General features: G+C 62.8%; 15 protein-coding genes and 1 pseudogene. 5 read left to right on the top strand and 11 right to left on the bottom strand.

Annotated features, from left to right (window positions below; genetic code table 11):
• Positions 1-63: 63 nt before the first annotated feature.
• Positions 64-1,077: pseudogene (locus HY247_02620) on the bottom strand (DDE-type integrase/transposase/recombinase).
• A 339-nt stretch (positions 1,078-1,416) separates the two neighbouring features.
• Between HY247_02620 and HY247_02615 the strand changes: the two are divergent.
• Positions 1,417-1,581: a hypothetical protein gene (locus tag HY247_02615; protein QQG49599.1), complete on the top strand. Its 165-nt coding sequence runs from the start codon at positions 1,417-1,419 to the stop codon at positions 1,579-1,581.
• 82 nt (positions 1,582-1,663) lie between these two features.
• On the opposite strand, the gene HY247_02610 is transcribed toward HY247_02615, so the two are convergent.
• A complete protein-coding gene (locus HY247_02610) occupies positions 1,664-2,401 on the bottom strand; it encodes a hypothetical protein (protein QQG49223.1) in 738 nt (245 codons plus the stop codon).
• A 151-nt stretch (positions 2,402-2,552) separates the two neighbouring features.
• Between HY247_02610 and HY247_02605 the strand changes: the two genes are divergently transcribed.
• Positions 2,553-3,470, top strand: coding sequence for a branched-chain amino acid transaminase (locus HY247_02605; protein ID QQG49222.1), 918 nt, complete (start codon positions 2,553-2,555; stop codon positions 3,468-3,470).
• Here HY247_02605 and HY247_02600 read toward each other — a convergent pair.
• The 9 genes from HY247_02600 to HY247_02560 all read right to left on the bottom strand — a co-directional run bounded on the left by HY247_02600 (position 3,467) and on the right by HY247_02560 (position 12,709).
• Positions 3,467-3,925 (bottom strand): OB-fold domain-containing protein, encoded by a 459-nt coding sequence (locus tag HY247_02600; GenBank protein ID QQG49221.1) that lies wholly within the window; start codon positions 3,923-3,925, stop codon positions 3,467-3,469. The two genes, HY247_02605 and HY247_02600, sit on opposite strands and share 4 nt — an antisense overlap.
• A 2-nt stretch (positions 3,926-3,927) precedes the next feature.
• A complete protein-coding gene (locus HY247_02595) occupies positions 3,928-4,437 on the bottom strand; it encodes a Zn-ribbon domain-containing OB-fold protein (GenBank protein ID QQG49220.1) in 510 nt (169 codons plus the stop codon).
• Positions 4,438-4,468: 31 nt separating this feature from the next.
• Positions 4,469-6,436 (bottom strand): acetoacetate--CoA ligase, encoded by a 1,968-nt coding sequence (locus HY247_02590; protein QQG49219.1) that lies wholly within the window; start codon positions 6,434-6,436, stop codon positions 4,469-4,471.
• A gap of 2 nt (positions 6,437-6,438) precedes the next feature.
• Positions 6,439-7,596, bottom strand: coding sequence for a thiolase domain-containing protein (locus HY247_02585; protein ID QQG49218.1), 1,158 nt, complete (start codon positions 7,594-7,596; stop codon positions 6,439-6,441).
• A 1-nt stretch (position 7,597) separates the two neighbouring features.
• On the bottom strand, positions 7,598-8,731 hold the full coding sequence (locus HY247_02580; GenBank protein ID QQG49217.1) for a hypothetical protein: 1,134 nt from the start codon (positions 8,729-8,731) through the stop codon (positions 7,598-7,600).
• Between the two features lie 42 nt (positions 8,732-8,773).
• Positions 8,774-9,337, bottom strand: coding sequence for a CPBP family intramembrane metalloprotease (locus tag HY247_02575; GenBank protein ID QQG49216.1), 564 nt, complete (start codon positions 9,335-9,337; stop codon positions 8,774-8,776).
• Positions 9,338-9,399: 62 nt separating this feature from the next.
• Complete coding sequence (locus HY247_02570; GenBank protein QQG49215.1) at positions 9,400-10,305, bottom strand: prenyltransferase; 906 nt, start codon at positions 10,303-10,305, stop codon at positions 9,400-9,402.
• Positions 10,306-11,298, bottom strand: a complete 993-nt coding sequence (locus tag HY247_02565; GenBank protein ID QQG49214.1) for an LLM class flavin-dependent oxidoreductase — start codon at positions 11,296-11,298, stop codon at positions 10,306-10,308.
• A gap of 25 nt (positions 11,299-11,323) precedes the next feature.
• A complete protein-coding gene (locus tag HY247_02560; protein ID QQG49213.1) occupies positions 11,324-12,709 on the bottom strand; it encodes an MmgE/PrpD family protein in 1,386 nt (461 codons plus the stop codon).
• A gap of 91 nt (positions 12,710-12,800) precedes the next feature.
• On the opposite strand from HY247_02560, the gene HY247_02555 reads away from it, so the two are divergent.
• The 3 genes from HY247_02555 to HY247_02545 are packed head-to-tail and all read left to right on the top strand — an operon-like array spanning position 12,801 to position 15,648.
• The gene (locus tag HY247_02555; protein ID QQG49212.1) at positions 12,801-13,967 is read left to right on the top strand and encodes an acyl-CoA dehydrogenase family protein; all 1,167 of its coding nucleotides are present in this window, start codon (positions 12,801-12,803) and stop codon (positions 13,965-13,967) included.
• Entirely contained in the window at positions 13,964-14,719 is a 756-nt protein-coding gene (locus tag HY247_02550) for an electron transfer flavoprotein subunit beta/FixA family protein (protein QQG49211.1), read from the top strand. Before HY247_02555 ends, HY247_02550 begins: the two co-directional genes overlap by 4 nt.
• On the top strand, positions 14,716-15,648 hold the full coding sequence (locus tag HY247_02545) for an electron transfer flavoprotein subunit alpha/FixB family protein (GenBank protein QQG49210.1): 933 nt from the start codon (positions 14,716-14,718) through the stop codon (positions 15,646-15,648). The genes HY247_02550 and HY247_02545 overlap by 4 nt, the downstream gene beginning before the upstream one ends.
• The last annotated feature ends 6 nt before the right edge of the window (positions 15,649-15,654 follow it).

Raw genomic sequence — 15,654 nt, 5'->3', positions numbered from 1 at the left:
TCAACTGGCGATAATAAATCGCTCGTTGCGATGAGCAAAGGGTTCTGGGAAATTGACTGTTGCTCAAAGTGTCCCCTGCTTCTGTGTAATCTCGGTTGCTCTGGCCCTGCTCGCGTTCTGAATCAGGGTCAGGAACTTATCTCTCCCTTCGACTCTGATTCCCGCTCGGTCGGCAGGAGTCTCTCCGTTCAAGGACTCGTGGGGTCTTACGAAGTTGTGGTAGATTTGGAGGCCCTTGAGTATCGGAGTGTCCGTCCTCTTGAGGCCCCGCATGGTCTTTTCTCGGTCTCGAACCTCACCGTTCATCCTCTCCATCTTGTTGTTGTGGACTTTGCCTCTGAGGGTGATGTCCGCGACGTGCTGGGAGTAGCGGTCGGTGGACTGAAACTCCCGCTTGAACGGCTTGTTGAAGTGTCGGCCTCCATCCGTTATCAGGACGAGGGGAACCTTCCCCGCTCGCTCCTTGGCTTGAGCGAAGAGGGGCCTGATGTCTGCCGTGTATTTCGTGTCCGCGACCTGTTGCGCTATCCAGAAGCGGGTCTCGTCGTCCATCATCGCGTAGAGGTATTTCATATCGCCTCGGAACTTGACATAGACCTCATCCGCTCTCCACTTCTCTCCCACATCAGGCGTAATCTGGTCGAGATACCTTCCCATCAGGGCCACATACTTCCGAATCCAATTCAGGACTGTCTTGTGCGTGATTTCCACGCCGAGGAGTCTGAGGGCCTTCTGAGTATTTCGAAGGCTTTCCCCGCTAAAGTAGAGTTGGAGGGCCATCGTTATCGCCTTCGGATTGTGTTTCATGCGTTCAAAGCCCACATTCACCGAGAAGGTTCGGTGACAGACGAGGCACGCGAACCTCTGGATGTCCCCGCTCCTGTTCCTTCGGATTCCAGACTTTTTGAGAGTCTGCGAGTGGCAGAAGAAACACTCGGAGACCGATACCTCGGCGATTGTCCTCTGCCCGTCCACCGTTTTTCGTATCCTCATGCTAATCTCAACGGCCCAGATGTGCTTACAGCGCGTGTATCGGTTGGCGAAGTCGGGGCATGAGCAGACCCACCTCCCGCCCTTCTGCGAGACCTGATACTCCCCTTGACCTGATTGCGACCGGACGAAGTAAAGCCCGTCCCAGATTCTTCGGACTTGGCCCTCTGCTCGGGCGATTAGGAGGCCACGGTCTCGCCTCTCTTCGCTTATCCTGTTCTGGTCGTGGGGGTCGCTCATCTCAGTCCCACGACTCCGACATCAGTTCCCTTCGGGACTCCTCTGCCTCAAGAAACTCGGCAAATTCGTCCGCTCCCATTTCTTCCCGCATTTGTTCGAGGCTTGCCATCTTATGCCACCTAACACCGTCCTATACCACCAATACCATTATAAGCCTTCCTATGCCACCTAATGCCCGCATAGGAGGTGATAGGAACGCCCAAGCAAGCGACCCCGAAGATAACCGTCGCCATGACCCACGAGATGATGAAAGGGCTGGAGGAGGAGCGGAAGGTCAGGAGGATAGCGACGGTTCCCGAAGTGGTCAGGATAATCGTGAGCGAATACTTCAGGACGAAATCAGGGAACTGAAGGAAGAGCGACTGGTCCTCCGAACCACTCTATTGGTAGTCTTAGTGTTAGCGGTGGTCATGCTGATTCTGTTGAGGTCGCCCTAACCGCCATGCCACCACTTCTCGACCTTCTGTCTCACGCTCTTGTTTCGATACGCCCCGATAGCCCCCCCGATGACAGTAACGAGGACTATGATGGTCACGAGGTCATTCAGTGGGGTAAAGATGTCAGAAGGGCCTCTTTGAGCGGTCGAGGTCGTGTTCAACAGGGCTGTCTGTTCTTTGTCGAAGAGGAAGTGGGCGACCGAGGCAGAGACCTCCAATGGATTATTCATCTCGCCAGAGGAAGTGTAGGCAACCCAGACGAGTGGGATGAAAGTGACCTTGGAGCGGAAGTCATCCTTGCTGAAGTAAGAATCGAACCCATACTGGCAAGTTGGGCAGTTAACGACGAATGTCGAGTTTGCCCCTTTTCCTGGGAGGAGCATGTCGAGGAAAGTGGTGTTTTTGATGTAGACCTGCGGTGTATCGGAAGCGATGTGGGTGAAGAGAAAAGTCGCAAGGTCAGGGTGAATCAGACTCCACCTTACCACAGTCACGTTGAAGGAATCGTGGGATTCGTGGAAGAGGGGAAACGCTTTTGCTACGGTCGAGTTGGGATACTGCCCGTATTTCTCAACAACAAGAGTGTTGAGGTTATCGATGAGATTGGTCGCATACTCTGTAGCCGCATTCTTGTCAATCCAAGGGGTAGTTTGGCCGTTCACAGTCTGGGGAAGATTCGCGATGGTGAGCAGGCAGAGGATGACCACGACTCCGACGATTCTTGGCCCTCTCAACTTTCCATCCCGACCAAAGGGAATGAAATAGACATATCGCCAGCAACCGACATTACACACCGAGACGATTTTTGTCGAGCAACCGAGGACTACTACCCAGAACCGAGCAAAGGCATCCCTAAATACCGTGGACCTCGGCGGCCACATGCCGATGAAGGCCCTCAGCGAGATATGGATGGACGGCAAGTTCGTCGATTGGGCCGACGCCAAGATCCACATCCTGACCCACGCTCTCCACTACGGGTACGCAGTCTTCGAAGGCATACGATGCTTCTCGACCCCTTCGGGCCCTGCGGTCTTCCGGCTTGGTGACCACCTGGAGAGATTTCTCAACAGCGCCAAGATCTACCGGATGGACGTTGGTTTCTCGGCAAAGGAGCTCAAGGAGGCGTGTGTCGAGCTGGTCGCCCGGAACAAAGTCAGCGACTGCTACCTGAGGCCGATCGCCTACACCGGATACGGCGAGATGGGGCTCAACCCTCTCAAGAACAAGATTTCGGTCGCGATAGCCCCGTGGGAGTGGGGCCCCTACCTCGGGCAGCAGGCCCTAGACAGGGGCGTAAGGGCCACGATCTCTAGCTGGGTGAGGATAGACTCCAGGGCGCTACCCATACAGGCGAAGTGTGCGGCCAACTACGCGAACTCGGCTCTTGCGAAGATGGAGGCAATCGCGGCCGGATACGACGAAGCCATCATGCTCAACAGCCATGGCATGGTCGCCGAAGGACCGGGGGAGAACATCTTCCGCGTCAAGGACGAGATCCTGAGCACGCCGCCAGCCAGCTCCGGGATCCTCAGAGGCATCACGAGGGACACCGTCATCCAGGTCGCCCGCGACCTCAAGGTCAAGTTCTACAGGAACGATTCCACCAAGGAGGAGCTCTACACGTCGGACGAGCTCTTCTTCAGCGGCACGGCGGTCGGGATCGCAAAGATCAGAGAAGTAGACGGCAGGAAGGTGGGCTACAACGGCTTTCCGATCACTGACAAGATACAGAAGCTCTACGACTCGGTCGTCCACGGGAAGGTGAAGCGGTACTCCCAGTGGCTGACGCCTGTGAAGGCCTAGGCCTTCTCGAACCCTTCGAGGTCCAGCAGCGTCCCCTTCCTCTTCGACTCAGCCTTGAACCTCGCCCTCACCCTCGACCCTATCCTGAGCCCCTCCACCGCCGCGTAGTGGACGATCCCGCCCTGGACTCCCGCGAATGTCACGAAGACGAAGGTCCTCGGCTTCGAGGGTCTGCCGCTGAAGTCGACGTGACTCTGGGTCACAGCCGAGACCGTTCCTGCTGGCCCCACTTCGACGTAGTCTCTGATCTCGAGGTAGCAGTTGGTGCAGTACGCCTTGGGCGGCAGGTAAGACCGCCCGCACCTGGCGCACTTCGACGAAAGGATCCGGCCCTTGATGAGCGCGCGGAGGAACTTCTCTCCCGCCACGCCCGCCGAGTACTCGTAGTGCAGGGGTATCTGGTCAGTCCATGCCCGCAGGCGGTCGACGCTCGCTATCCTCTCGCGGAGCGGCAACTTCAGCGCCTCGGCCTGAAGTAGGCGATGTCGGTTATCGCCCCCTTCCTCTCAGCCTTGGGAAGCCAGACCGCCTCCACCTTCATCCCGACCTGCACCTTGTCGGGCTTTATCTCTCCCATGAGGTGCAGGATGCCCATCTCGGGCGAGGCTCCGTCAATCTCTATGACAGCGACCACGATCGGCTTCTTCCTCCTGCTGGCGTCGTTGTTGACGAAACTGATCGAGAAGGTGCTGACCTTGCCAGTGTCCTTCACGCGGACCCACTCGTCGGTCGGCCGGAAGTCCTCCTCGCAGTACATCCTTGGAGGGATCATCGTCCTCCCGCACACGTTGCACTTCCTGGCCCACAGCTGGCCTTCCTTGAGCCCGTCCAGGAACCTGCTTATCGCGACCCCGGAGGTGAACGAATACTTGAGGGTCGTCTCGTACCCGGTCATCAGGAACTTGCCTGCCTTGATCTCGTCCATCCTCATCTCCTTCCCCGGGTACTTTGCGATCTTGGAGCTCATCCGCGCTTCACTCCTGCCCAGCCATCGCATTTCAAAGTTTTCCGCCGCTCTCCAGCCTCCTCGCGAGAGCCACGAAGAAGTCGACGGACCCCGGGTCTGCCAGGGACCCCCGGCTCAGAGACCCAGAAACGTCTTGCCCCATCATGATCTTCTTCACCGGGACTTCGAGCTTCTTCCCGTTGATCGTTCTGGGAACCGAAGGGACCTCGATGACCCAGTCGGGGACGTGCCTCGGGGAGAGGTCCTTCCTGACCGCACCCTTGATCCTTTCGACGAGCCCTGCGTCCAGGTTCGACCCCGGCCTCAGGGCCACGAAGAGCAGGATCTCCTCCTTCCCTCCTCGTTCGAAGTCCACGGCCAGCGAATCATAGACCTCCGGGAGCGCTTCGACCACCCTGTAGAGCTCGCTCGTGCCGATCCTGACGCCCATCCTCTTGATGGTCGCGTCGGACCGTCCCAGTATCCTGCAGGAGCCGCTCGGGAGGACCTCTATCCAGTCGCCGTGCCTCCAGACCCCCGGGAAGTCCGCGAAGTAGCTCTCCCGGTACCTGGACCCGTCCTCGTCCCCCCAGAAGTACAGCGGCATGCTCGGCATAGGTTCCGAGATGACCAGCTCGCCAGTCCCGCCGAGGATCGGCCTCCCCCCTTCGTCATAGGCCTCGACCTTAGCCCCCAGGCACCTGCACTGCAGCTCCCCGGCCCTCACCGGAAGGACCGGCGACCCGCCGACGAACTCAGTGCAGAGGTCCGTCCCTCCGCTTATGGAGGCGAGCCAGACCTCCCGCTTCACTTCCTCGTAGACCCAGCGAAAGCCTTCGGGCGAGAGGGGCGAGCCTGTGGACCCTACCTCCCTCAGCGCGCCGAGCCTGTGCGTCGAGCGAGGAGAGATTCCTGCCTTCATGCATGCGCCGACGAGCGCAGCGCTCGTCCCAAGGATCGTGACCTCATGCTTCTCCGCCAGAGTCCACAGGGCTCCGTGGTCAGGGTAGGTCGGGCTCCCGTCGTACAGAACGACCGTCGCTCCCAAGAGAAGGCCCCCCGCCAGGAAGTTCCACATCATCCAACCGGTCGTGGTGAACCAGAAGAATCGGTCCGTCGGTCTCACATCCACGTGGAGGGAGAGGGCCTTGAGGTGCTCCAGCACTATGCCCCCGTGCCCCTGAACGATGGCCTTCGGGAGGCCCGTCGTCCCGGAGGAGTAGAGGACCCAGAGAGGGTGGTCGAAGGGGACCTGCTCGAACTCGAGGGTACCCCGCGCCTCCGAAAGCTCCGCCCACTCAGTCCCTCCCCTGAGGCCCGCGGGGACCTCCCCTCCAGGGAGGATGACCGTCCTCTCCAAGGTCGGCAGTGAAGCGGCGATCTCCTCGACCGCCTCCCTCCTGTCGAAGCGCTTACCGCCGTAAGAGTACTGGGTCCCTGCGAGCAGCACCCTGGGTCCGATCTGCCTGAACCTGTCTCCTGCGCTCTGGGCCCCGAACTCCGGAGAGCAGCTGGACCAGACAGCTCCTAGGCTTGCGGTCGCGAGGAGGCCCACCACCGACTCCTTGACGTTCGGAAGGTATGCCGCCACCCTGTCGCCCTTGACGACCCCGGCTCCGCGGAGCCACGCCGCGGCGGCTCCGACCTCAGCCTTCAGCTGGCTCCAGCTCACCTCCTCCGCTTCGCCTTCCTCGTCGACGCACACGAGCGCGGGCCCCGGGCCTCCGACCGACAGTGCCCTCTGGGCGTAGTTGAGCCTCGCACCTGGGAACCACCTGGCGCCCGGCATCTTCCTCTCCGCGAGGACCCGGGTGTATGGCGCGCCGCCTTCGACTTTCATGGACTCCCAGACCGCTCCCCAGAATCCTTCCAGGTCCTCCACCGACCACTGCCAGAGCTTCCGGTAGGTCTCCTCGCTGGTGCACTCCCTGCCGAGCTCCTCCGCGAACTTCGCTATGTTCGAGCCCCTCCTCTGGGACTCGCCCGGCTCCCACAGCACCTCGCCGGAGGCCACGGACAACGCTACCTTCTCATCGTGATTACGGTACCCACCTGCAAGAGGTCTCCCCAGGCCTGGGCGAGGCCCCTGTTGACTTCCTTCTTCACCTGTCTCTTGCCCGCCTCTCCCCTCAGCTGCCAGAAGAGCTCGCAGACCTTCATCGTCCCGGCAGCCGCGATTGGGTTCCCTACCCCTAGGAGCCCGCCTGAAGGGTTGACCGGGAGGTCCCCGTCCCTCTGAGTGATTCCCTCGCGGGTCATCCTGGGCGCCTGGCCCTTGTCCGCGAGGAGGACCCCCTCGAGGTGGTGCAGCTCCTTGTAGTCGAACGGGTCGTATACCTCCGCGAAGTCGATCTGCTTCTTGGGCTCGTCTATCTTCGCCATCTTGTAGGCCATCCTTGCGGCCTTCTCGACGTACCTCGGGTAGTAGAGGTCCCTGTTGGTCCAGTATTGGGTGTCCACGTTCCAGCCGACGCCGTCGATCCAGATCGGGTCGTCGGTGTACTTCCTCGCCACGTCCTCGGACGCGAGCATCACCGCCGCCGCCCCGTCGGAGGTGGGCGAAACGTCCAGCCTCTTGACAGGCAGGCAGATCGGCTCGCTCTTCATCACGTCGTCGACTGTGATCCTGGCCGGGAGCTGGGCGCACGGATGGTCCATCGCGTTCCCCTTGTTCTTCACCGAGACCAGGGCGATGTCCTCCTCCTTGATCCCGTGGACGTGCATGTACCTGCGCATCTCGAGCGAGAAGATCCAGAGCAGCGTGACCCCGAGCGGCCTCTCGAGCGTGTGGTCGAAGATGCTCCAGAACGCGTACTGCGGGTGAGGATGGAGCGGCGACATCTTCTCCTCCCCTACCACCAGGCACGTGTCGAACTGCCCCGAGGCAACGTGCCACCATCCTGCGACCGGGACGAAGACGCCCGTCCCCCCGCCCACGTAGACCCTGCTGTAGGGCTTGTTGGTCCCGCCGGCCCCGTCCATGAGGTACTCCCCCTTCATGTGGACCCCGTCGAATGCGTCCGGGGCGGTCCCCATGACAACGGACTCGACGTCCTTGATCTCCATCCCGGCCGAGTCGAGGGCCATCCTCGAGGCCTCGAACGAGAGCTCCCTCCCGGTCTCGAGCATCCGCCTGCGGAACTTCGTCATCCCGGCGCCGATGACCGCGACCCTCTTCATCTCAGCTTCCCACCGACAGGGCCACCGCAGCCCCGGTCCCGGTCGGATTCCCCCTCCACGACGTCGCCAGGGCCCTCTTTGCGGCCTTGACCTGGTTCCCTCCGGCGCGCCCGGTCAGTTGCAGCACGCACTCGAGGACCCTGTGCGAGCCCGACGCCTCGATCAGGTACCCGGTCCCGAGCGAGCCGCCGCTCGGATTCAGCCTCCTGCCGCCGTCCTGGGCCAGCTTCGATGCGTCCGTAAGGTTGAGCCCCAAGGCCCCGAGGTGTTGGAAGAGCTTGTAGGAGTAAGTGTCGTCGACCTCGAGGATGTCGAAACCTGAGGTGCTGCTCAGCCCCGTCTGCTTCATCACCGCCTTCCAGGCCCGCGAAAGGTAAGAGGCTCCCTGTACGTCCCCACCCTCGAACCACGGGGTCGCAGACATCCAAGCGAGCCCGTCCACTGAGACCCCTTCCTTCTTGTTCTTCTTCGCCCAGCGCTCCGAGGCGAGCACCAGCACCACAGCAGCTTCGGCGAAGTCCGGCTTGTCGTATCTCCTCAGCGGGAGCGACAGGGGTTCGGCCTCGCTTACGTCCCGGGGCTTCATGTCCGCTCCGTAGCTCGCGCGCGAGTTGGACATGGCCCGCTTCTTCGAGGAGCTGACCGCCCTGCTGAGCTCATCTCTGGTTGTACCGGTGGACTTCATGAACGCGCTCATCTCAAGGCCGGCCAGGACGTCGGAGTTGGCCCCCGTCACCCTCTGGTACGTGGGGTCGAGCGCCAGGTTCTCTACCGCCTGCTTGTCAAGGACGTCCGCGACCTTGCTGTGGGCTTCTACTGCGACCACGTCGGCGACGCCCGACCTGATGTGCATGAGGGCTTGCCCCAGCCCGATGATCCCGTCGGCCGGGACCGTGCAGACCGGCCTTCCCGCGCCTCCGACCTGGTCTGGGACCATCTCGTCGGTGATGCTCCATCCCTCCCAGAAGTCCTCGGTGCAGGTGATGAAAGAGCCTACGTCCTTCCGGGGGTCGACCCCGGCGTCGTCGTACGCCTTGGCCGCCGCCTCGTACATCAGCTCTCGAGTAGAAAGGTCGGTTATCGCAGGCCTGAATCCCTCGGACCCCACCCCGATGATCTCGACCCGCTCTGCCACGCCTCGGCCCCGTCTCTCCTTGATATTATTGGCTTTCGCGATTTACACTATGGGTCTGATGACGAAGATCGCGACGTCCCATAGCAGGTGCGAAGTGAAGCTGGCCGTGGCTCCCCGGCCATACTTGAAGGTCAGGCCCCAGAAGAGGTCGGCGACGAAGGTGGTGGCGACCCAGAGCGGGTTGAAGGTAGCGAGATGGAGTCCGGCGTCCACGAGCGCGACGGCAGGGGCGGCCGCAGTCCCCAGTCTTGCCTCGAGGCGCTTCTGCATGAAGCCCCTGAAGAAGGCCTCGTACCCGGCCGCGTCGAAGAGCAGGACGGCCAGCTGCAGAGAGAGCGGGTTCGAGGGCGACGCGATCAGGGAGTAGATCGAGGACTGGTACGAGGGGTCGAGCCCGAGAGGCTTCAGGACCCAGAGCCCTGCGTTCCCCAGGTAGAACACGAGGTAGAGGAGGAGAGCGGAGGCGACGCCCACGAGGAGGTTCCTCCCGAGGCCTGCGGGTCGCTTCGGCGCCCCCGAGGCATAGGCGGTCGCCACCATCAGGGAGGTCGCCACGAAGGTGATCGGGATGAACAGGCCCCGCGGGAGGAGGAAGAGCGCGAGCATCGAAGCGAAGACGGCGGCTACGCCGACGTAGGTCAGTGACCTTGTCAGTCAGAGCCACCCTCTCAGGCGAGGACGAGCCCTGCGGACAGGAGGAGCGTGAATACAGTCGACAAGACGAATGCCCTGGTCGTCCTCCGCCCGTACTCGGGGACGGTCCTCTCCTCGCCCTTTACATCAAAGACTGCGACCAGCAGGGGGAGCGCCCCGAGCGCGAGGAGCCCCATGACCGGGACGACGGCAGCGGCGACCAGCGCCAGGAGCAGCACGAATGCTCCAACGGCGAGGGAGGTGACCAAGACTGAAGCGCTCTTCCTCCCGATCACCACGGCGAGCGACCTCTTGCCCGACTCCTTGTACACGTCGTAGAAGATCTGGTCGTGGGACACCAGCAAGGCGACGGTCAGCAGCCCTGACGGAAGGGCCACAAGGAGTGGAAGGAGGGAGAAGTGTCCGGACATCACGTAGTAGGCACCCAGGGCAGGGATGGGGCCGAAGCTGAAGAGTATCGAAAGCTCCCCGAGCCCCAGGCCCCTGTAGTCGAGGCGCAGGGGAGGCGCAGTGTAGAAGTAGCTGAGGAGTATCCCGGGAATCGCGATCCCCAGCGCGTACCAGCCGACGACCAGGGAGAGCCCGACCCCTATCGAGATAGAGAGGGCGTAAAGAGCGAAGGAGACCTGGTACGCCGACCTGACCGTGACGACTCCCCTCGGGATTGGCTTCCAGCCGGGAGCGTCAGGGGGGAAGGCTTTCTCGGCGACAGCGTCTGTGCCGCTCTGGTAGTCGTAGACATCGTCGATGGCATTCGCCGCGAGGAGCAGGCACACGGAGCCCAGGAGCGCAAACAGAAAGAGCCAAGGGGAAAACGCGCCTTCGAGGTGCCAGGCGAGAGCCGCCCCCAGCAGGACTGGCCCCACCATTATGGGGGCGAACTGGGCCCTGACGAGCCTCGTGAACAGCGCGAACTGCAACTACGCAGGGCCCCCGGACATGGCCCTCATCGCGAACTCGACGTTCCCTATCGGCATCAGGATGGGCAGGGTCACCCCGGTCTTGACGTACTCTGCAAGCCGGTCCTTGGCATGGTCCACTCCGCCCGACAAGGTCAATGCCTCGATCGCCTCCTCGGGGACGAGGCGCTTGGCCTCGGGCAGGTCGCCCCTCTTCCAGGCCTCTTTCATAGGCGCCAGCCTCTCCGGGGTCACGCCGTAGGGGGACAGGGCTTCGGGCCTTACGACCTCGGAGAGCTGATAGACGAAGAAGTAGTAATCGCGCACCGCCTCGACCGCTTTCTTCGGGTCAGGGTCGAGGGACGTCATCATGTAAGAGGCCCTCTCAACCTTCCTCCCCTTCCGCCCTTCGCCGCGGGCCACGTTGGCAACCATCGCCTCGGTCGCCTTGACGGTGCTGAGCGCGGGAGAGAGGATCGCCCCGTCCGCGTTCGCGCCGGCGTATGACTGGATCATCGGCGACAGCGAGGCTACGAAGATCGGGATCTTCTGCTCCACCTTGAAGCCCATGGTGAGGTTGTGGACCTTGAAGAACTCGCCCTCGAAGTCGACCTTCTGCCCTCCCCAGACTCTCCTGACGACCTCCAGGTATTCCTGAACCCTCTTCAGAGGCTTCGACTTGTCCACTGGGAAGATCTGATGGCCGATGAGCGGTATCGTAGGGAAGCTCCCGAGCCCCAGGCCGAAGATGACCCTCCCCCCTGCCAGCTCGGAGAGGGTCGCGAACGTAGACGCAGCCGCGACAGGGTGCCTTGTGTAGGTGTTGATTATCCCCGAACCGACCCGCAGGCTCCTCGTCGCGAGGGCCATCGACGACAGGTACGTGACTACGTCCCTCTGGAAGAGGCTCTCGTGCACCCAGACCGAGTCGTATCCCAACTCCTCGGCCTTGGACGCGACCCTGGACAGTTCGGCGGCGCTCATCACGGGGTTGAAGCCGAGCGCGAGCTTCACGATGAAACCCGCAGGAATTTGAGCTTTAAGCCTTTGAACCGCGCCCGGCGACCTTCAGGAGCCCCAGCACGTGCTCGAGGTCCCTGGCCGTCTCGAGGCGCCAGAGCTCATCGAGCGCCTTCCTCGCCCTCTTCGCCCCCAGGTGCTTCCTCGTCAGGTTCAGGAACTTTGCCTCTACTTCCAGCTTCGTCATGGGGTTGAGCGGGTGCCCCCGTGGGAAATCGACCTGGGAGGAGACCTTCCGCCCGTCTGCCATGGTCACAGTCACCCTGTTGGGCATCCCACCGGCGGGGTACATCTGTGTGAGCCTCTTGTCCTCGACTACCTTCACCCTTCGCACCATGTCGAGGTTCTTCTCGTCATGGATGTTCTCCTCCGAGTAGGTCTCGTTGTCTACCCTTCCCTTCAGGAGGGCCATGGCGACCATGTACGGCAGGCTGTGGTCCGCGGTCTCCTTTGTAGCAGGCCGCCACTTCTCCCTGTCCTTCGCAAGGATGGTGTACCCGGCCTCGTGCGTCTCGACGAGCACCTCCTTGATCTGGCCTGCGCGCCCCGCCTTCTTCATGACTTCGATCGCGGCCCAGACCGCGGTCTGGGCATGGTACTCCGCCGGCCAGAACTTGATGTAGGTCTCGTTGACCTTGAACCTCCCAAGCCGCCCTCCGAACTTGTCGACGTCCAGCCTGAAGGGCCCTGAGACCTGCTTGAAGAAGCCCATCTCCCCTTCGAAGACCGGAGTCGGGCCCGTGACCCCCTCCCTCGCGAGATAGGCCGAGAAGACCCCGTTCCTGGCTGCGTTCGCGAAGGAGGCCCCCTTCCACATGGAGAGCTCCCCCGCCCTCACCTGCCGCATCGCGATGTGCGAGTTCAAGGAAATGTTGACGGCCTGCGCGGCCCTGCCCGCCTCCAGGCCCATCAGCTTCGCTGCCGCAAGGGACGTGGAGACCAGGCCGTAGTTCACGTGGTCCCATCCGCGGTGCCTGATGTCCGCCGCATCGCAGAGCCTGCACTGGACCTCGTAGGCCACGACCGCGGCTGCGATCGCTTCCCTGCCCCCGAGGTCCTCGGCCTCGGCCACCGCGAACACCGGCGGGATGTTGTCGCTCGGGTGGGCGGGCTCCTTCGAAAGATAGGTGTCGTTGAAGTCGAAGTACCTGACCATCAGGCCGTTGGCGAAGGCGGCAAGGTCAGGAGGCGCCCCCGCTCCGGACCCCAAGACGGTCGAGGGCCCGCGAGAGGAGAGCTTCGAGACGGCCCTCCGGGCAGCCCTCGCAGGCGCCTCCCCGTATGCGCCGATCGCGCACCCGAGCGCATCGACCATGCGCGCCTTCGTCTCCTTGACGGTCCTGGAGTCGAGGGACCTGAAGTCTACGGAAAGAGCGTATCCTGCGAGCCTGTCTGCGAGCGCCACGCGGCGCCCCGCGCCCCGACTTCTTTTAGAATTTCTCATCGTCTCACAAGAACGATTAAATGACTCCGACCGGGGGCGCGCCTGAAGTTCAGTGCCCCTCCTGAGCCCTGAGCACAGGCTCCTGCTGAAGTCCAACTATCCAGAACACGAGGAGTACGCCTCGATCCTCGAAGCGCTCGGAGGCTACATGGAGGGTAAAGTCCTTCCGCGCTCGAAGGGGATCGACGACGGCTCGTTGAAGATGGCCCCCAGCAGGGAGGGCCTGCTCGCGCAGGGGTTCTGCCAGATTCCCTTCCCGAAGGAGTACGGGGGCCTCGGGCTCCCCTTCGGAATCTACGTGCTGGCGGCCGAGTTCGCGGGCTACTCGGACGCGGGCCTCGCATTGAGCGTCGCGATCCACAACACCGCGGCCGAAGGGATCTTTCAGTTCGGGACCGAGGAGCAGAAGCGGAAGTACGTGCCGGACATCATCTCGGGGAAGAAGGTCGCATCGTTCAGCCTCACGGAGCCAACCTCGGGGTCCGACGCCAAGTCCATGGCGACCCGGGCGAAGAGGTCTGGCAAAGGGTGGGTCCTCAACGGGTCGAAGTCGTTCATAACGAACGCGGGCGAGGCGGACGTCTACTTCGTTTTCGCGGCAACCGACAAGGGGCCCTCTAGCTTCATAGTCGAGAAGTCCAACCCGGGCATCAGCTTCGGAGCCGACCTCCCCAAGCTCGGGATGCGCGGGTCGAGGACGTCCGAGGTCCGCTTCTCCGACTGCGAGGTCGGGGAAAGCGCGCTGGTGGGCACCGAGGGCCAGGGTTTCGAGTACGCCAAGAAGATGCTCAGCGGCAGCAGAATCGTGATGGGGTCACTCTGCGTGGGGATCGCAAGGGTCGCCCTCGAAAAGGCCCTGGTTTACACGAAGCAAAGGAAGGCCTTCGGCTCCCCCATCTCCGACTTCCAGCTGACGAGGGAGAAGATAGCCGACATGAGGACAGGGATAACCGCCGGGAGGCTGCTGTGCATGCACGCGGCCAGGGCAAGGGAGTCGGGGGCCGAGTACTCGTCTGAGGCTGCCCAGGCCAAGGTCTTCGCTACCGAGATGTCCGTCAGGGTCTGCGACCTTGCCATCCAGCTCTTCGGAGGGCACGGGTACACCACCGACGACGTCCACAGGCACTGGAGGGACGCCAGGCTCCTTACAATAGGCGAGGGGACCTCCGATGTATTGAGGTTGCTCATCGCCGGCAGGGAACTGGCGCGCTCCGGATGAAGATAGCAGTCTGCGTGAAGCAGGCGCTCGACGAGGCGGAGCTGAGGGTCGACCCCTCGGGCAGACCCCAGCTGGAAGGGGCAGCGACAAAGATGAGCACCTTCGACAAGAACGCGGTCGAAGAAGCTCTCAGGGTCCGCGCCGCGCTGGGTGGAGAGGTAGTGGTCTTCACTGTCGGGGGTCCGGATGCGAAGAAGTCCCTGAAGGAGGCCCTCGCGATGGGCGCTGACAGAGGGACGCTGGTCGTCTCCCAGCCCTTCGCGCTCGACACCCTGGGCACGGCGAGGCTGCTGTCCGACGCGATAGCCAGGGCCGGCCCCTTCGACCTTGTCGTCTGCTCCGAAGGCTCCTCTGACGCATACACGGGACAGGTCCCTCCCATGCTGGCCGAGCTGCTGGGCCTCCCCTACGTCGGCTACTCCCGAAAGATCGAAGCTGGCGAAGGAAAGGTAGTGGCAGAGAGGGCTCTCGAGGAGGCTGTGGAGACCGTCGAGGCGCCCATGCCGGCGGTGGTCTCGGTGGTCAGCGAGATCAACGAGCCGAGGTACCCCACCCTGATCCAGATAATGCAGGCCGCGAAGAAGCCGATTGAGGAGTCGTCGCCGGCCATGCCCGCGGCCGAGCGAGCGGCGCAGGTCACCGGAATGCGCGTCCAGCAGGTCAGTCGCAAGCACGTCATCTTCGAGGGCGCCCCCGAGGAGGCTGCGAAGAAGCTCCTCGAGGCCCTGAGGAAGGACGGAGTCCTGCAGTGAAGGGTCCCTCAATCTGGGCGTACTCGGAGTCCCCGGATCTCTCCAGCGAGCTCTACACCGCAGCCGAGTCTCTGGGGAAGGAACTGGGCGCGACCCCGGTCTTGGTGGAAGTAGGACGCCCGCGGGGCTCGGCGAGCCCAGGCGAGAGGCTGGTCCTCACCGTAGGCGGGGGAGACGCCACAAGCCCCGAGGTGGCCGCCGAGGCGATGAACCGGGCCTTCGAGAGTGCGAGACCTGTCGCGGTCTTGGTCGGAGCCACCAGAGACGGAAGGGAGGTAGCGGCCCGCCTCGCCGCGAAGCTCGGCCTTGGGTGCATCTCCGATGCCACTTCACTCGCCACCGACGGGAAGTCCCTCACAGGCGAGCGGGGGGCCTTCGGAGGAAGGGTCGTCGCGAGGGTCCGCGCCACCCTCCCATGCGTCGCTACGGTCAAGTCCGGGTCCTTTGCCAGAGCTTCGACCAAGGAGGGGGGGACCGTGGAACTGGACGTAGGGGAAGTCAGGCGGCTCACCAGGACGGTCCAGAGGGCCCCGAAGGCCTCCGGCTCCGTGGACCTGAAGAGGGCGAGGGTGATAGTATCGGCGGGACGAGGGGTCAAGAAGAAAGAAGACCTGCCCATTCTCGAAGAGCTGGCGCGCCTCCTCGGAGGGGCGCTCGGGTGCTCGAGGCCGCTGTCGTCCGACCTAGGATGGCTCCCGGAGGAGCACCACATCGGCCTGACGGGGGTCACGGTCAGGCCCGAGCTCTACATCGCGGTCGGGATCTCGGGGCAGCTCCAGCACATCGCAGGGATGAAGGACTCCAAGGTGGTGGTCGCGATCAACACCGACAAGGAAGCGCCCATCTTCCAGGCGTCTGACTACGGGATCGTCGGAGACCTCTATCAGGTGGTGCCTGCCCTGGCCGCGGCGCTTTCGTCGCGGACCTGATGCTCG

Source organism: archaeon (assembly GCA_016432545.1).
GTDB lineage: Archaea > Thermoproteota > Nitrososphaeria > Nitrososphaerales > Gagatemarchaeaceae > UBA183.
Note: the sequence above shows the minus strand (reverse complement) of the source record. Positions and strands in the feature narration are given on the sequence as shown.